We start from the raw sequence: 14,874 nt of genomic DNA, 5'->3' as shown, positions 1-14,874 counted from the left end.
ACCGCGGCGCCATCGGTATTGGTGTTTCCGATAACCAGTATCCACGCTGTGCTAGCAAATGCAAGCATCTTGCTAACACTCGTGACACACGTCACCCCAGAGGGCCCGCCGGACCGGCGTCGATCAGGCGTACCGGTAGAAGCCGTCGTCGGCCTTCTTGCCCAGTCGCCCCGCCTCGACCATGCGCAAGAGCAGCGGAGGCGGTGCGTAGAGCGGCTCCTTGAACTCCTCGTACATCCGGTCGGCGATGGCCTTGATCGTGTCGAGTCCGACTAGATCGGCCAGCTTGAGGGGACCCATCGGGTGCGCACACCCGATGACCATGGCCTTGTCGATGTCGTCGACGGTCGCGACACCGCTCTCCACCATCCGGATGGATGAGAGCAGATACGGGATCAGCAAAGCGTTCACGACGAATCCGGATCGATCGGCCGACCGGACCACCTGCTTGCCCAACACGTCGTGGGCGAAGGTCTCGGCGCGCTCGACGATCTCCGGAGCGGTCGTCAGGGTGGTGACGAGTTCGACCAGCGGGAGAACCGGTACGGGGTTGAAGAAGTGCATGCCGATGACGCGGGCGGTGTTCTGGGTTGCCATGCCCAGCTTCATGATCGGGATGGACGATGTGTTCGACGCCAGGACTGCCCCGGGGTCGGTCACGACCTTGTCGAGTTGGGCGAAGATCTCGGTCTTGACCACCTCGTCCTCGACGACGGCCTCGCACACGAGGTGGCGATCGGCGAAGTCGCCCAGGTCAGTGGTGAAGCGGAGTCGCATCGACGCCTGGTCGCGTTCGCGTTCGGTCAGTTTGCCGCTCGACACACCGCGATCGAGTGATCGGAGAATCCGGGCGCGACCGGCGACGACGAGTTCTCGGCTGTGCTCGTAGACGAGCACGTCGGCGTGGGCCCGCGCGCACACCTCGGCGATCCCCGCGCCCATCTGCCCCGCCCCCACCACGCCGACGCGGGAGATCTTCTGGTTTGTCATGTCGGCTCCTCGGGTGAAAACGTCCTCGGCAAGAACCGATTTCGCAAGAACATGGGTGACCCTCCGGGCACGCGTCGAGCCCGGGATACGCCAACAGGCGGCCCGCAGCGAAAGCCGCGGACCGCCTGCCTGGTTCGCCTAGATCACAAAGGTGGCGAGTTCCTAGTGGAACTGGCCTTCCTCGGTCGAGCCCTTGAGAGCAGCGGTCGAGGTGTTGGGGTCGACGGTGGTGGCGATGTTGTCGAAGTAGCCGGCGCCGACCTCACGCTGGTGCTTGACGGCGGTGAAGCCGCGCTCCTCGGCAGCCTTGAACTCGCGGTTCTGCAGGTCGACGAACGCCGACATCTGCTCGCGGGCGTAGCCGTAGGCCAGGTCGAACATGCCGTAGTTCAGCGAGTGGAAGCCGGCCAGCGTGATGAACTGGAAGGTGAAGCCCATGGCGCCCAGCTCGTTCTGGAACTTCGCGATGGTGCTGTCGTCGAGGTGCTTGCTCCAGTTGAACGACGGGCTGCAGTTGTAGGACAGCAGCTGGTCGGGGTACTCGGCCTTGACGGCCTCGGCGAACTTGCGGGCCAGCTCGAGATCCGGGGTACCGGTCTCCATCCAGATCATGTCGGCGTAGGGCGCGTAGGACTTCGCACGCTCGATGCACGGCTCGATGCCGTTCTTCACGTGGTAGTAGCCCTCGGCGGTGCGCTCACCGGTGACGAACTGCTTGTCGCGGTCGTCGACGTCGGAGGTGATCAGCGTCGCGGCCTCGGCATCGGTGCGGGCGATCACGACGGTGGGGACACCGGCGACATCGGCGGCGAGACGAGCCGAGTTCAGGGTGCGGACGTGCTGCTGGGTCGGGATGAGCACCTTGCCACCGAGGTGGCCGCACTTCTTCTCCGACGCGAGCTGATCCTCCCAGTGGGTACCGGCGGCACCCGCGGCGATCATGGCCTTCTGCAGTTCGTAGACGTTGAGGGCGCCGCCGAAGCCGGCCTCACCGTCGGCCACGATCGGCACGACCCAGTTGTCGACCGAGTTGTCACCCTCGACGCGGGCGATCTCGTCGGCACGCAGCAGCGCGTTGTTGATGCGACGCACGACGCTCGGGACCGAGTTGGCCGGGTAGAGCGACTGGTCGGGGTAGGTGTGGCCGGACAGGTTCGCGTCACCAGCGACCTGCCAACCCGAGAGGTACACGGCCTTCAGGCCGGCGCGGACCTGCTGCACGGCCTGGTTACCGGTGAGAGCGCCCAGGGCGTTGATGTAGCTGCCGTCACCCTTGGTCACGCCGTCCCACAGGATCTCGGCGCCGCGGCGGGCGAGGGTGTGCTCCTCGACGACCGAGCCCTGGAGCTCGGCGACCTGCTCGGCGGTGTAATCGCGCTTGATGCCCTTCCAGCGCGGGTTGGTGTCCCAGTCCTGCTGGATCTCCGCGGCGGTACGGGGCTTTCCGACGTTGCTCATTGGCTGCTTCGCTTTCGTTGTCCTGCTCGTCCCGACCGGGGACCGGATCGGGGCGACGGCCCGGCGCGCCGCCGGAACCTCTCTGCTGACAGACAGCCGATGTCCTCGTCTGGGGTGTGTGATCGCGATCGGCGTCAGTCTGGCCGAAGTTTGCGAACCCGTCGACGTGGTATCGGTGGTGCCTGCAGCAAGGGTGCCACAACACAAACCCGCAGGTCCAACCCTCGAAGCATGTAAATATGGGCTATTTTTCGCCAACTGTTTGCAAAGTTTGCGAATATAGTTCTGTGAACGCAGGGTCTACTTCCGCCAAAAAGTACGTCCGTACTGGGATTTTCTACTCACGAGTAGTCGCGCCGATCCATCAGCCCGGAGGCCCTCGGACCCCGACCTCGACGGCCGGATACCCGAAAGTGATGTCCATCACACCAGTGCGGCACGGTCCGCGGACAGCGGACGGCGGCCGTCAGGGTGTGGTGACGCGCTCGACGGCGGTCTCGAAGAGATCCGCGAACACCGACGGTTCGATCGGCTCCACCGGGATGGACGGCGGATCGCTCGCACGGGTGGTCGCACCCGACACCGTCAGCTGCATCGTCAACGGCCCTGATGCCGGCCGGTCGAGCACGGCGTACCCGGCGAACCCGATCTGCCGCCGGACACCGCCGTCGGGCAGGGTCGTCGTGACGTCGGATCGCGTGAGCAGCATCTGCTCCCCTGGCAGCAACCCGCCGTCGATCTCCGGCTGGGGCAGTTCGGTGTACACCGTGAGCACCCGACTGCCCGCCAGGTTGCCGGTGGTGATCTCCGTCGTGGTCCGAGAGCAGCGGCCGGTCGTGGTGAGCCGGTCGGCGTCGATGTCGCGCGATGCGGTGGTGACCAGTTCGACGAGGGTGCCCGTCGCGCCGTCACGGGCGGCCAGCACCGCCGAGTTGTCGGCGGTCAGCTGGTCGTTGAGCGCGGCGTCGGAGGTGGGCCGGCAGTACTCGGGCGTGACGCGCACCGATCGGGAGGCGTCGATGGCGGCCCGGTTCCCGGCGACGAGATCCACCGCCGACAGCGGGGCGGATGTGTACCCCGGCGGCAGCTGGGCTTCGGACAGCACGAGATCGGCGGGACCGCGGGGAGCCGTCGTTTCCCCCGGGTCGCCCGCGCACCCCGCGAGGCCGAGCGCCACTGCCACGATCGACGCGGCCAGCGCTGCCGGCGGGCGGCGTCGGCCGAGGAGGGGTAGCACGCGGTCACCGTACCCTGGGGACGACGCGCGACGCGGCAGCACCTGTCCGGGAGGTGGACGATGAGCAGGACCTACGTGGGCTCGCGGTTGCGCCAGTTGCGTTCCGAGCGCGGCCTGTCGCAGGTTGCCCTCGCGCAGACCCTGTCGATCTCGGCGTCGTACCTGAACCAGATCGAACACGATGCCCGTCCGCTGACCGCGTCGGTGCTGTCCAAGATCACCGAGGCCTTCGGCGTCGACGCCGGGTTCTTCGACAGCCAGGACGATGTCCGGCTGGTCGCCGAGCTGCGTGAGGCGCTGCTCGACGACGACCTCGAGGCCTCCCCCGGCGCGCTCGACGCCCAAGGGCTCAGCGCGATGGTCGCGTCGCATCCCGAGATGGCCCAGGCGATGGTGAACCTGCACCGCCGCTACCGGGTCGCCACCGATCAGCTCGCGGCGGCGACCGACGAGCGGGGCGACCGCAGCATGCGCGGCACCATCAGCGCGCCGCACGAGGAGGTGCGGGACTATTTCTACCAGCGCCGCAACTACATTCACGAGCTCGATGTCGTTGCCGAGGAGATGACGACCCGGATGCGGATGCACTCCGCCGACATCCGGCGCGAGATCATGAACCGCATCGAGAGCGTCCACGGCATCAGCATCGTGCGCCGCGTCGACCTCGGGGACTACACCCTGCACCGGTTCGACCGCGAGGCCCGGCGTCTGGAGTTCTCCGCGTCGCTCTCGGCAGGTCAGCGGACGTTCAAACTCGCCAGCGAGCTCTGCTATCTCGAGTACCAGGACCTCCTGGACAAACTGGTCGACGAGGCGAACTTCAGCGGCGAGGACGCCCGGGCGCTGGGACTCCTCGGTCTGGCGAACTACTTCGCCGCCGCAGTCGTCCTTCCCTACAGCCAATTCCACGGCGCCGCAGAGGATTTCCGGTACGACATCGAACGCCTCTCGGCCTTCTACGCCGTCTCCTACGAGACGATCTGCCACCGCCTCTCGACGCTGCAGCGGCCCAACCTGCGGGGCATCCCCTGGTCGTTCGTGCGCGTGGACCGAGCCGGGAACATGTCGAAACGTCAGTCCGCCACCGGTTTCCACTTCTCGTCCAGTGGCGGCACCTGTCCGCTGTGGAACGTCTACGAGACATTCGCCTACCCCGGCAAGATCATCACCCAGATCGCCGAGATGCCCGACGGCCGGAACTACTTCTGGGTTGCGCGCACCGTCGAACGCCGCGCCACCCGCTACGGACAGCCCGGCAAGACCTTCGCGATCGGCATGGGATGCGAACTGCGCCACGCCGCGCGGGTGATCTACTCCGACGGTCTGGAGATCGGACCGCAGGCGCATGTCACACCGATCGGCGCCGGTTGCCGGGTGTGCGAGCGGACCAACTGCGCCCAGCGCGCGTTCCCCGCGGTCGGAGCGTCACTTCGCATCGACGAACACACCAGCAGCGTCTCGCCGTACATGAGCCTCACCGAAACGCGCCCCGCCGCGCCCTGATCCACCCCCCTCTGCTCCCTGAGGTGCGAGGAGCGATAGCGACGAGCCACGAAGGGCCGCAGCACAACTCATCGACACTCGTCCCGAGCGGGCACTCCGCGCAGACGTTCGTCGAGCCAGGTCGCGGTGTCCGGGAACCCGACCGCAGCCGCCGTCACGTGTTCGGCCTCGTACTCCCGATACGTCACTGTCGCACCGAGATCGCACTGCTGGGCGGCGAGGGCCCGCGCCTGGGTTGCGGGAACCCACCACTCGTAGCGCCCGTGGTAGATCAGCAACGGCATCGATGCCTTCAGATCCGACATGGACGTGACCTCGAAGAGCTCCTCGGCGATCGCGGAGTGGAACGGATCGGGGTCGGTCGACAGGAGCTGCGTCGGCAGGTGAGCGATCCCGAGGTTGCCCATGTCATCGGTGCAGATGTTGCGGATCTCCGACGTCGCAAGCCATCTCGCCAGATGGTTCGACATCCGGAGGACCTCGGGCCGTTCGCGGGCGACGCCGAGCATCGCGGCGTGGAAGACCCCGGACGCGAGGTTCGCGTTCATGGCGCCGGCGAGTGTCCGGTAGTCGGCGGGCACCCCGCCGATGGCCGCCCCCACGAACCGCCCGGCGATGTCGGGCGCATACTTCGCGGCCAGCTTGGCCGCGCCGTGGGTGGCGATCGCCCCGCCGGAGTAGCCGACCATGGCGACCGGTCCGCGGGCGAAGTTCGCCGGGTCGAGAGCGCCGGCCGCGCGCAACGAGTCGAGGATCACGTGGCCCGCGACATACGGCTCGGCGTAGGCCATCCGGGGCCCGGTGTGGTCGGGCACGAGCACCGCATAACCCCGGTCCAACGCGAGCTGGGTGAACGGCGGGATGAGATCGGTCTCGTTCGTGTTGTTGGTGAAACCGTGCGCGTAGGTGAAGCCCGTCGTGCACTTGGTGCCCAGCGCGACGATCGGCGAGTTGTTGACCAGGACGGGGCGGTCTCCCCGCCCGGTCCAGGCCTTGGCCGGCACCAGCAGGGTGGCCGTGCCGAACATCGGGGCGCCGTTGGCGTCGGTCGTCCGGAACTTGACCTGCCGCGCCGATCGCAGCGGGACGAAGACCAGGGGCTGCGCCACCCGGGTCACCGACCGCGTGGTCAGGACCTCACCGGGTGTCCGCGCGGCCAGACCGGCCGGCCAGTGGTCGAAGAACCGGTCGCCACTGGGCGACGGCATGATCGCCTCGCGCAGTTCTTGCAGTTCACGGGAGGCGCCGGGAATCCGGGACCGTTCCGGGATGCGCGACAGCTTCGCGACCGGCGGCGCCGGGATCAGGCCGTCGACGTCCGCCGGCAACTGTGGCGGGACCGCGGTGAGATTGGGCGGCTCGGCGTCGGCGGGACCACTCGTCTCGGTCGGGCCCGAGAGGAGCGCCACGGCGGCACACGTCGCCGTCACCGCGACCGCTGCGCGTCGGACCGATCGTCGAAGAACACCCCTGGTCGGCATCGCCAACCTCCCGTCTCACCTCGGCCATCGTCGAGTCGCCCGCCCCCCGGCAGCACCTCTGACGACTCGAACCGCGATGACCTCCGCCAATGCTAGTCGGTGACGACGGCCTGCGCGGGAGCGACCATCCATGGCGGCACCCATGTAGTCCGGTCGGGTGACACGCGAAACCGCCTATCGCGCCGCACATCACGGTTGCGTCTCGGTGCGGCGACCATCGATGCGCAACGGAGGTCCGCGCCGGGTCTACTGTCCTAAGGTCACCGACGAAGCGCTCTTCGACGCGGAGGCACCGCCATGACGAGAACCCGGCACGCGCTTCGATGCCGGGCGGTGTGGACGGCCACCGTGCTGGTGGTCGCCGTGCTGCTGGTGGCCGCCGTCGGCTCGCTGTCCGCCGGGCCATCGGCCGCGGACCCGCCGAACATGATGCCGCTGCCGCCGCCCGTCGCAGGCGCCATCGACCGCGCGGTGCCACCGCCGCCCATTCCTCGGCTTCGCACGATCCCGCCTCGTGCGCGGGCCGACGGATTCGACCACCGCGCACTCGAATTGCGCGAATCTATCCTGCCGTCCCCGACAGGTGACCCGATGTTCGACCGCTGGCCGACCGGCCTGGATTCACGCCCGCCGGGAGACGTGATCGCCACCCGCGACGTCACCGCCGCCGCCGGGCCGGTGGTGACGGTACCGCTCCGATCGGCAACGCTGATCAAGTTCCGCAGCACCGATGCCGTCGGGGCGCCGATCTACGGCACCGCGACCCTGCTGGTCCCGCGTCGAACGGCCAGGGCACCGACGCCGATGCTCGTGAACAACCTGCCGATCGACTCACTCGGTGCCGCCTGCACACCCGGATACACACTCGCGCACGGGTTTTCCATCGCGACGGGCGTCACCGACCTGATCCCGCCGACGACCCAGCTGGCGCTGCACGAGGGCTATGCGGTGCTCGTGCCCGACCACCAGGGACCCCGGATGGCCTACGCGGAGCCGGTACTCGCCGGGCACGTGATCCTCGACGCCGTCCGCGCGGCCCTCCATGTGCGCCCGGAATTGTTGCGCCGCAGCCGGATCGCCATGACCGGGTACTCGGGCGGCGCCATCGCCACCCACGGTGCGGCGAAACTACTGGGCGAGTACGCAAGCGAGCTCACCGACCGTGTCGTCGGCGCGGGTCTCGGCGGTGTCCCGGCCGACTTCCGCATGCTGGTCGGGAGCATGAACGCGAACCTCGCGACCGGCCTGTTCCACGCGGCCACCGTCGGCATCGCGCGCGAGCGTCCAGAGATCCTGGCCCTCACGAACCGGCCCGCGCGTTGGCTCGCGTCGTCGCCGTTGAAGAACGTGTGCGTGATCCCCGAGGCGGTGGCCGGTGGCACCTTCCTGCCGATGCAGCTGCTCTCGAGTGATCCCGACCCGTTCCGGTCGCCGACCGCCGAGCGGATCTATCGGCTGACCGCGATGGCCGACCGCGCCTCGGTGATCCCGCTGCTGATCTACCACGGGACCCACGAGTGGTGGATCCCCGCGGCCGGCGCCCGCGCCCTCTACCGCGAACAATGCGCCCTCGGTGCGGTCATGGCCTACCGCGAGGTCTTCGGTGAACACGTCAGCGCGGCGCTGCTCGGCTTCCCCGTCGCCCTCGACTGGCTCGACCGCCGGCTACGCGGCGAACCGGCCGTCGACGAGTGCCGCCCCTGAGCGTCGAGGAGCCGCCCCGGTCAGAAGACGAGGACGCGAAGGTTCTCGGCGACGCACGCGGGCTTCGCCTCGCCCTCGATCTCGACGGTGTTGGTGACGACCATGTTCACGCCCTTGGGGGTCTCCTCGACCGAGGTGATCACCGCGTTCGAGCGGATGCGGGCGCCGACCTTCACCGGGTTCGGGAAGCGCAGCTTGTTCATGCCGTAGTTCAGGACCAGCTTGGGGCCCTCGACGGTGAAGATCTTCCCCGCGATCATCGGCAGCAGCGACACCGTCAGGTATCCGTGCGCGATGGTCGTCCCGAACGGACCGGACTTCGCACGCTCGGGGTCGACGTGAATCCACTGGTGATCGCCGGTCGCATCGGCGAAGGCGTCGACCCGTTCCTGGGTGATCTCGAGCCACTCGCCCGAGCCGAGGTCTTCGCCGATCGCGGCCTTCAGTTCGTCGACACTGGTGAACGTCCGTGTGGTGTGCGTCATAGTCCGCGTAGTCTACCGTGGGCCCATGGGCACACCTCGCGTCGCACCGGGTGGTTTCCGGGAGCTCGGGCCGGTCAATTTCGTCTTCGCGCGGGGGGCCGCACGCGTCATGGGTGTCGACGACGCGCACATCTTCTCGACCCTGGGTCGCGCGAAGGGGTTGTTCCGCGGTTGGCTCCACTTCAGCAGCCGGCTGATGCCGTTCGGTGTGTTGCCGCGCAAGGACTCCGAGATGGTGATCATCCGGGTGGCCCACCTGCGGCATTGCGACTACGAACTCGACCATCACCGACGCCTCGGCCGTCGGGCCGGGATCACCGCCGACGAGTTCGACCGTATCCTCGAGGGTCCCGACGCCGGGTGGGGTGATCGTGAACGGGCGATCCTGCGCGCGGTCGACGAACTCGTCGAGACCAAGGACGTCTCCGACATCGCCTGGCAGGCGTTGTCCCGGCACCTCGACGACCGGAAACTCATCGGGTTCACCCTGCTCGTCGGTCAATACGACAGCCTCGCGACCACCATCCACACGCTGCGCGTCCAGCGCGACGCCCGCTCCTGACTGCGACAGCCCTGACATGGAGTCGATCGCGCAGCGCCTGATGCGCAACGAGTACTTCGCCGAGATCTACGAGCATCTCTGGCGGCCGACCTTCACCCGGCTCTTCAGCCTCGGCGGCCGTTCCACCGCCGACTTCGACCGTGCACTACGCGCCTACCTCGCCCGCCCCGGTGACCGGTTGGTCCTCGATGTCGCCTGCGGCCCCGGCAATTACATACGCGAGATCGCCGACGGACTCACCGGCGACGGTCGCTGCATCGGGATCGACTTCTCCGCGCCCATGCTGGCGCGGGCCGCGCAGACCAACGCGGTGGGGCGGGCCGCGTTCCTGCGGGGTGATGCCCACGCATTGCCGTTCGCCGACAACACTTTCGACGTGGTGACCTGCCTGGCGGCCCTCTATCTGATCCCCGACCCGCTTCCGGTCGTCGACGAGCTGGTGCGGGTGACCGCACCGGGCGGCGAGATCGTGGTCTTCACCTCGGTGACGACGCCGCTCACCTCGTTCCCCGGCGTCCGGCCGCTCGCCGGGGCGAGCGGGTACCGCATCTTCGACGACCACGAGATCGTCGAACGCCTCCGACGCGCGGGCCTGGACGACGTCGAGCAGACGATCACCGGTCAGGGGCAGTTCGTGCTGGCACGCAAGACGGCGTCGTAGGCGGCCCGAGGCGTCAGAAGTCCCGGTAGTCGCGGACCGTCATCCGCGGGCCGCGTCGTTCGGGCCGGACGCCCCGTCGCGCGACCAGCCTGATGATTCGTTGACGTTGCCCCGCATAGGGTTCGAGTAGTTCGAGCATGCCCGCGTCGTCGACGGCCTCGCCGATCAACGTGAGTCCCACCAGTTTCGGGATGTGGTAGTCGCCGACGTTGACCACGTCGGGGTCGCCGAGTGACCGCGACAGCGTCTCGGCCTCGGTCCACTGGCCGACACCGCGGAGCACGGTGAGCTTCCGCGCATGTCGCTCGACGTCGATGGTGGTGGCGCCGCGAATGGTCCGCATGCGGACCGGTTCGATGCCGCTGCGGTGCCACTCCCAGCTCGGGATGCGCACCCAGTCCTGCCGGGCGGGCGGCACCCGCATGGTCTCCGGGACCGGTCCGGGCGCGGGAGAGCCGAAGCGGCGCACCAGATATCGCCAGGCACGGAACGCCTCCGCGCCGACGACCTTCTGTTCCAGGATCGCGGGGACGAGCGCCTCCCAGACCCGGTCGGTGCGTGAGAGCCGCAAACCCTCGGCGCGGCGCACCAGTTCCCGCACAACGGGATCGCGGGGGACGAGGGCGTCGGGATCGTCTCGCGCACCGAGGAAATCCGGCATCTGGTCGAGCAACCAGTCCGCGCCGGGACCCCATGCGCGACCGACGACGACGCCGGACCGCACGGCGATCGTCAGGGTGCCCGGCCCGTCGGGGGTGTGCACCGCCCGCCAGACCGAACCGTCCCTGGCGTAGACGAACGCCGGGTCGCCCGCACCGCGCCGGTGCAGGCCGACCGTTGCCCGCAGGTCGAGCGGCCACGGGAGCGTCCACTCCCGGACCCGCTCGTCTGCACTCACACGTCTACAGGTTGATCATGTGCCCGAGAGCGCCGTGGAACGTCTCCTGCAGTGCTTCCGACATGGTCGGGTGCGTGTGCACGTTCCGCGCCAGCTCCTTGGCCGTGAGATCCCACTTGTGGGCCAGCGTCATCTCCGGGAGCATCTCGGAGACGTTGTCGCCCACCAGGTGTCCGCCGAGCAGCTCGTCGGTGTCGGCATTGGTGACGAGCTTGGCGAAGCCCGCGGTCTCGCCGAGCCCCTGGGCCTTGCCGTTGGCCGAGAACGGGAACGTGGTCGCTTTGACGTTGTAGCCCTCGTCCTTGGCCTGCGCCTCGGTGAGGCCGAACGATGCGACCTGCGGCTGACAGAAGGTGGCACGCGGCATGAACCGGTAATCACCGAGGGTCATGGTCTCGACGCCGGCGATGGTCTCGGCGGCCACCACGCCCTGGGCCTCGGCGACGTGCGCGAGCTGCAGTTTGGCGGTGACGTCGCCGATGGCGTAGATGCCGTCGACGTTGGTGCGCATGTAGTCGTCGATGGCGATGGCGCCGCGATCGGTGAGTTCGACACCGGTCTTGTCGAGGCCGAAGCCCTCGACACGCGGGGCGAATCCGACGGACATGAGAACCTTGTCGACGGTGAGCTCACCCTCTTTGTCCTTGGCGTCGGTGTAGGCGACGGTGACGCTGTCGCCGTTGTCGGTGACCTTCTGGACCCGGGTGGAGGTCAGCAACTTGATGCCGAGCTTCTTGTACTCCTTGGCGAGGGCCTTCGAGGAGTCGGCGTCCTCGTTGGGGAGCACGCGATCGAGGAACTCGACGATCGTGACGTCGACGCCGTAGTTGGCCATGACGTAACCGAACTCCATGCCGATGGCGCCCGCACCGACGATGACGATGGACTCGGGCAGCTCACGGGTCAGGATCTGCTCTTCGTAGGTGACCACGTTCTCCGACAGTTCGACGCCGGGGAGCAGCTTGACGGTCGACCCGGTGTCGATGATGACGTTGTCGAACGTGATCTCCCGGTCGCCCACCTTGATGGTCTTGGCGTCGGTGAACACGCCGTAACCGTCGATCTCGGTGATCTTGTTCTTCTTCATCAGGTAGTGGACGCCCTTGACGATGCCGTCCGAGACCTTGCGGCTGCGGTCGAATGCCGCGCCGAAGTCGAAGGACACCTCACCACTCATGCCGAAGGTCTTGGCCTGATGGTTGAAGATGTGTGCGAGCTCCGCATTGCGCAACAGGGCCTTGGACGGGATACATCCGACGTTCAGACACACACCGCCCCAGTACTTCTCCTCGATGACGGCGGTTTTCATGCCCAGTTGAGCCGACCGGATCGCGGCTACGTACCCACCTGGACCTGCACCCAATACAACTGTTTGAAAGTGTTCAGCCACGACTGCCAGCCTACGTCGCGCCCGACCGTCGCCGCAGAGTGTCCCACTACTCGCCGGTAGCAACCTGCGCATTCAATCATTGATTGAAACATCGACTGAACTGTGCTTTCCTCGACGTGTGACTCAGACCACGCGCGCCGGACGCGGTGAGCGCCGCGATTCGACGTCGCTGCCCACCCGCGACGCCCTGCTGGCCGTCGCCGAACGTCTCTTCCTCGCCGAGGGATACGACAAGGTGTCCGTCCGGGCGATCTGCGCGGCCGCCGAGGCGAACCCGGCGGCGGTGCACTATCACTTCGGCACCAAGGACGACCTCACCATCGCGCTGCTGGAGTCTCGCCTGGGTCCGCTGTGGGCCGACCCGCTGGCCTCCCTCGACCCGGCCGGTACGCCGATCGCGCATGTCGTCGACGTTGTGGTGGCCCCCTTCGTCGACCTGCAGTCCGACCCAACCGGACATCTGCACCTACAGCTGCTCGCACGGTTTGTGTTCGCCCATCCCACCGCGAGCTGGACGTCGCGCTGGTTCGATCTCGATCCGTTCGCCGACATGCTCGCCGAGGCCGTCCCCGGCCTGACGGCGAGCGAGGCGCGCCGACGCTGGGCACTCGCCTTCCAGTTGATCCTCCTGCGGTTCGGGGGCACCGAGACCTCGAGCCCCGCCGCCGTGACGGCCCTGGCCGGCTTCGTCACCGCCGGACTGACCGCACCCGCCACGTGAGACACGAGTGAGAGGACCCGTTGTGGACAGCCCCACCACCGGACCGTTCAGCCCCGCCCGGCTGGGACCGCTGCACCTGCGGAACCGCCTGATCAAATGCGCCACCTTCGAGGGGATGACGCCCGACGCCCTGGTGACCGACGAACTCATCGAGTTCCATCGCGAGGTCGCCGCCGGCGGGGTGGCCATGAGCACGGTCGCCTACTGCGCGATCTCACCTGAGGGCCGCACCGACCGCCACCAGATCTGGATGCGCCCCGAGGCGGTTCCCGGATTGCGCAGACTCACCGACGCAGTCCACGCCGAGGGCGCACTTGCGGCGGCCCAACTGGGGCACGCGGGCGCGGTCGCGAACTCGGCGTCGAACCGGGCCGCCTCCCTGGGACCGTCACGGATACCCGCGCCGATGGGAATGTCGGTGACCCGTGCGATCAGCGTCGACGACATCGCCGACCTGCGGACCACGTTCCGCCGGGCCGCACGGCTTGCGGTGGACTCCGGCTTCGACGGACTCGAGATCCACTGCGGCCACAACTATCTCATCTCCAGCTTCCTGTCCCCGCTGCTGAACCGGCGTCGTGACGCCTACGGCGGGAGCCTCGTCAACCGCGCCCGCCTCGCCCGTGAGGTGGTCGAGAGCGTGCGCGACGAGGTCGGGGACGAGGCTGCGATCTGGGTGAAGCTCAACCTCTTCGACGGCGTCGGCCGGGTCGACCTCGAGCGCTCGCCCGCGGCGCGGGCCCGGGGCCGGGCGAGGCTGAGTGGCTTCAACGTCGACGAGGCATGCGAGGTGGCACAGCTACTGGAATCCGACGGCCACCTCGACGCCATCGAACCCACCGCGGGGAGTTCACTGCTCAACCCGATGTACCTCTTTCACGGCGAGGCACCCCGTAAGGAGTTCGCCGATGCGTTCTCCGGTGCCATGAAGTACGGACTGAAGGCCTTCGCACCGGTCTTCCTGAAGCACTACCGCTATCACGACGCCTATCTGCTGCCTCTCGCGCGCGAACTCCGTAAGGCCGTCGATCTGCCGCTCATCCTCCTGGGCGGCGTCACCGATCGCGCCTCGATGGATCTCGCGCTCGCCGAGGGCTTCGATTTCATGGCGATGGGGCGCGCGCTCCTGCGTGAACCCGACCTACCGCTACGCCTCGCCGCCGACCCGTCGACGACGTCGAAATGCGTCCACTGCAATCTCTGCATGCCGACGATCTACTCCCACACCCGATGCCCGGTCCGGACCGGCGAGGTCCCCGACCCGGTGGCCGCACAGCATTAGGGTGGGGGCCATGCCTCCCCGCCGTCGCAAGGACACCCCGCCACCGGCGACCGGCGGTTCGGAGAAGGAGGTGCTGGTCGGTTTCCTCGACTATCTGCGCGCCTCCGCGGTGGCCAAACTCGACGGCGTCTCCGAGGTCGACGCGCGTGCGGCCGCGGTGCCGTCGGGCACCAGCCTGTTGGGGGTGGTCCGCCACCTGACGTTCGTCGAACGGTTCTTCTTCCTGGGCGAGGACGCGGACGACTGGCAGGCGACGTTCACCTGCCCCGACGACGAGACCGTGGCGTCGGTGCAGGCGGCGTACCGCCGCGCGGTGTCCGAGGCCGGCGAGGTCATCGACGCCTACACCGATCTCGCCGAGGCGGCGCCCAGGGCGAGCGGACGTCGCTCCTCCCCGTCGATGCGGTGGGCGTTGACCCACATGATCGAGGAGACCGCCCGTCACGCCGGCCATCTCGACATCATCCGCGAGGGCGTCGACGGCCGGACGGGCCGCTGACCG

At 68.1% G+C, this 14,874-nt stretch carries 14 protein-coding genes; 7 read left to right on the top strand and 7 right to left on the bottom strand.

The features are described 5' to 3' along the window. Positions 1-123: 123 nt before the first annotated feature. The 3 genes from GR168_RS03555 to GR168_RS03545 form a co-directional block, all read right to left on the bottom strand. Positions 124-990, bottom strand: coding sequence for a 3-hydroxybutyryl-CoA dehydrogenase (locus GR168_RS03555; protein WP_159370043.1), 867 nt, complete (start codon positions 988-990; stop codon positions 124-126). A gap of 162 nt (positions 991-1,152) precedes the next feature. After that, on the bottom strand, positions 1,153-2,448 hold the full coding sequence (aceA, locus tag GR168_RS03550) for an isocitrate lyase (RefSeq protein WP_058251280.1): 1,296 nt from the start codon (positions 2,446-2,448) through the stop codon (positions 1,153-1,155). 466 nt (positions 2,449-2,914) lie between these two features. After that, on the bottom strand, positions 2,915-3,685 hold the full coding sequence (locus tag GR168_RS03545; RefSeq protein ID WP_159370042.1) for a hypothetical protein: 771 nt from the start codon (positions 3,683-3,685) through the stop codon (positions 2,915-2,917). A 60-nt stretch (positions 3,686-3,745) separates the two neighbouring features. On the opposite strand from GR168_RS03545, the gene ramB reads away from it, so the two are divergent. Then, positions 3,746-5,188 (top strand): acetate metabolism transcriptional regulator RamB, encoded by a 1,443-nt coding sequence (gene ramB / locus GR168_RS03540; protein ID WP_058251281.1) that lies wholly within the window; start codon positions 3,746-3,748, stop codon positions 5,186-5,188. A 68-nt stretch (positions 5,189-5,256) separates the two neighbouring features. Here ramB and GR168_RS03535 read toward each other — a convergent pair whose 3' ends face one another. Further along, positions 5,257-6,669, bottom strand: a complete 1,413-nt coding sequence (locus GR168_RS03535; protein ID WP_159370041.1) for a lipase family protein — start codon at positions 6,667-6,669, stop codon at positions 5,257-5,259. 297 nt (positions 6,670-6,966) lie between these two features. Between GR168_RS03535 and GR168_RS03530 the strand changes: the two genes are divergently transcribed. Further along, positions 6,967-8,373 carry a lipase family protein gene (locus GR168_RS03530; RefSeq protein ID WP_159370040.1) on the top strand — a complete coding sequence of 469 codons (1,407 nt, stop codon included), beginning with the start codon at positions 6,967-6,969 and terminating at the stop codon, positions 8,371-8,373. A gap of 20 nt (positions 8,374-8,393) precedes the next feature. Here GR168_RS03530 and GR168_RS03525 read toward each other — a convergent pair whose 3' ends face one another. Next, the gene (locus tag GR168_RS03525) at positions 8,394-8,858 is read right to left on the bottom strand and encodes a MaoC family dehydratase (protein WP_065630148.1); all 465 of its coding nucleotides are present in this window, start codon (positions 8,856-8,858) and stop codon (positions 8,394-8,396) included. Positions 8,859-8,883: 25 nt separating this feature from the next. Between GR168_RS03525 and GR168_RS03520 the strand changes: the two genes are divergently transcribed. Further along, complete coding sequence (locus tag GR168_RS03520) at positions 8,884-9,420, top strand: carboxymuconolactone decarboxylase family protein (RefSeq protein WP_159370039.1); 537 nt, start codon at positions 8,884-8,886, stop codon at positions 9,418-9,420. Between the two features lie 16 nt (positions 9,421-9,436). Continuing rightward, the gene (locus GR168_RS03515) at positions 9,437-10,081 is read left to right on the top strand and encodes a methyltransferase domain-containing protein (RefSeq protein ID WP_159370038.1); all 645 of its coding nucleotides are present in this window, start codon (positions 9,437-9,439) and stop codon (positions 10,079-10,081) included. A gap of 13 nt (positions 10,082-10,094) precedes the next feature. Here GR168_RS03515 and GR168_RS03510 read toward each other — a convergent pair whose 3' ends face one another. Both GR168_RS03510 and lpdA read right to left on the bottom strand, forming a co-directional pair. Further along, entirely contained in the window at positions 10,095-10,979 is an 885-nt protein-coding gene (locus GR168_RS03510) for a 3-methyladenine DNA glycosylase (RefSeq protein ID WP_159370037.1), read from the bottom strand. 4 nt (positions 10,980-10,983) lie between these two features. After that, a complete protein-coding gene (gene lpdA, locus GR168_RS03505; protein WP_159370036.1) occupies positions 10,984-12,369 on the bottom strand; it encodes a dihydrolipoyl dehydrogenase in 1,386 nt (461 codons plus the stop codon). Between the two features lie 118 nt (positions 12,370-12,487). Here lpdA and GR168_RS03500 point away from each other — a divergent pair, with 118 nt between their 5' ends. Genes GR168_RS03500 through GR168_RS03490 form a run of 3 tightly spaced genes read left to right on the top strand, consistent with a single transcriptional unit; the run spans position 12,488 to position 14,871 of the window. Further along, positions 12,488-13,090: a TetR/AcrR family transcriptional regulator gene (locus GR168_RS03500; RefSeq protein ID WP_058251287.1), complete on the top strand. Its 603-nt coding sequence runs from the start codon at positions 12,488-12,490 to the stop codon at positions 13,088-13,090. Between the two features lie 22 nt (positions 13,091-13,112). Further along, a complete protein-coding gene (locus GR168_RS03495; protein WP_159370035.1) occupies positions 13,113-14,372 on the top strand; it encodes an NADH:flavin oxidoreductase in 1,260 nt (419 codons plus the stop codon). A 10-nt stretch (positions 14,373-14,382) separates the two neighbouring features. Continuing rightward, positions 14,383-14,871: a DinB family protein gene (locus GR168_RS03490; protein ID WP_058251289.1), complete on the top strand. Its 489-nt coding sequence runs from the start codon at positions 14,383-14,385 to the stop codon at positions 14,869-14,871. Positions 14,872-14,874 lie beyond the last annotated feature (3 nt).

The sequence above is a fragment of the Gordonia sp. JH63 genome, from assembly GCF_009856645.1.
In the GTDB taxonomy this organism is placed as follows: domain Bacteria; phylum Actinomycetota; class Actinomycetes; order Mycobacteriales; family Mycobacteriaceae; genus Gordonia; species Gordonia hongkongensis.
This window is presented reverse-complemented; position numbering and strand designations above follow the sequence as displayed.

Coding starts and splice junctions, on each gene's coding strand:
- GR168_RS03555 (WP_159370043.1), bottom strand. CDS start 990: ATGACAAACCAGAAGATCTCCCGCGTCGGCGTGGTGGGGGCGGGGCAG.
- aceA (WP_058251280.1), bottom strand. CDS start 2,448: ATGAGCAACGTCGGAAAGCCCCGTACCGCCGCGGAGATCCAGCAGGAC.
- ramB (WP_058251281.1), top strand. CDS start 3,746: ATGAGCAGGACCTACGTGGGCTCGCGGTTGCGCCAGTTGCGTTCCGAG.
- GR168_RS03535 (WP_159370041.1), bottom strand. CDS start 6,669: ATGCCGACCAGGGGTGTTCTTCGACGATCGGTCCGACGCGCAGCGGTC.
- GR168_RS03530 (WP_159370040.1), top strand. CDS start 6,967: ATGACGAGAACCCGGCACGCGCTTCGATGCCGGGCGGTGTGGACGGCC.
- GR168_RS03525 (WP_065630148.1), bottom strand. CDS start 8,858: ATGACGCACACCACACGGACGTTCACCAGTGTCGACGAACTGAAGGCC.
- GR168_RS03520 (WP_159370039.1), top strand. CDS start 8,884: ATGGGCACACCTCGCGTCGCACCGGGTGGTTTCCGGGAGCTCGGGCCG.
- GR168_RS03515 (WP_159370038.1), top strand. CDS start 9,437: ATGGAGTCGATCGCGCAGCGCCTGATGCGCAACGAGTACTTCGCCGAG.
- GR168_RS03490 (WP_058251289.1), top strand. CDS start 14,383: ATGCCTCCCCGCCGTCGCAAGGACACCCCGCCACCGGCGACCGGCGGT.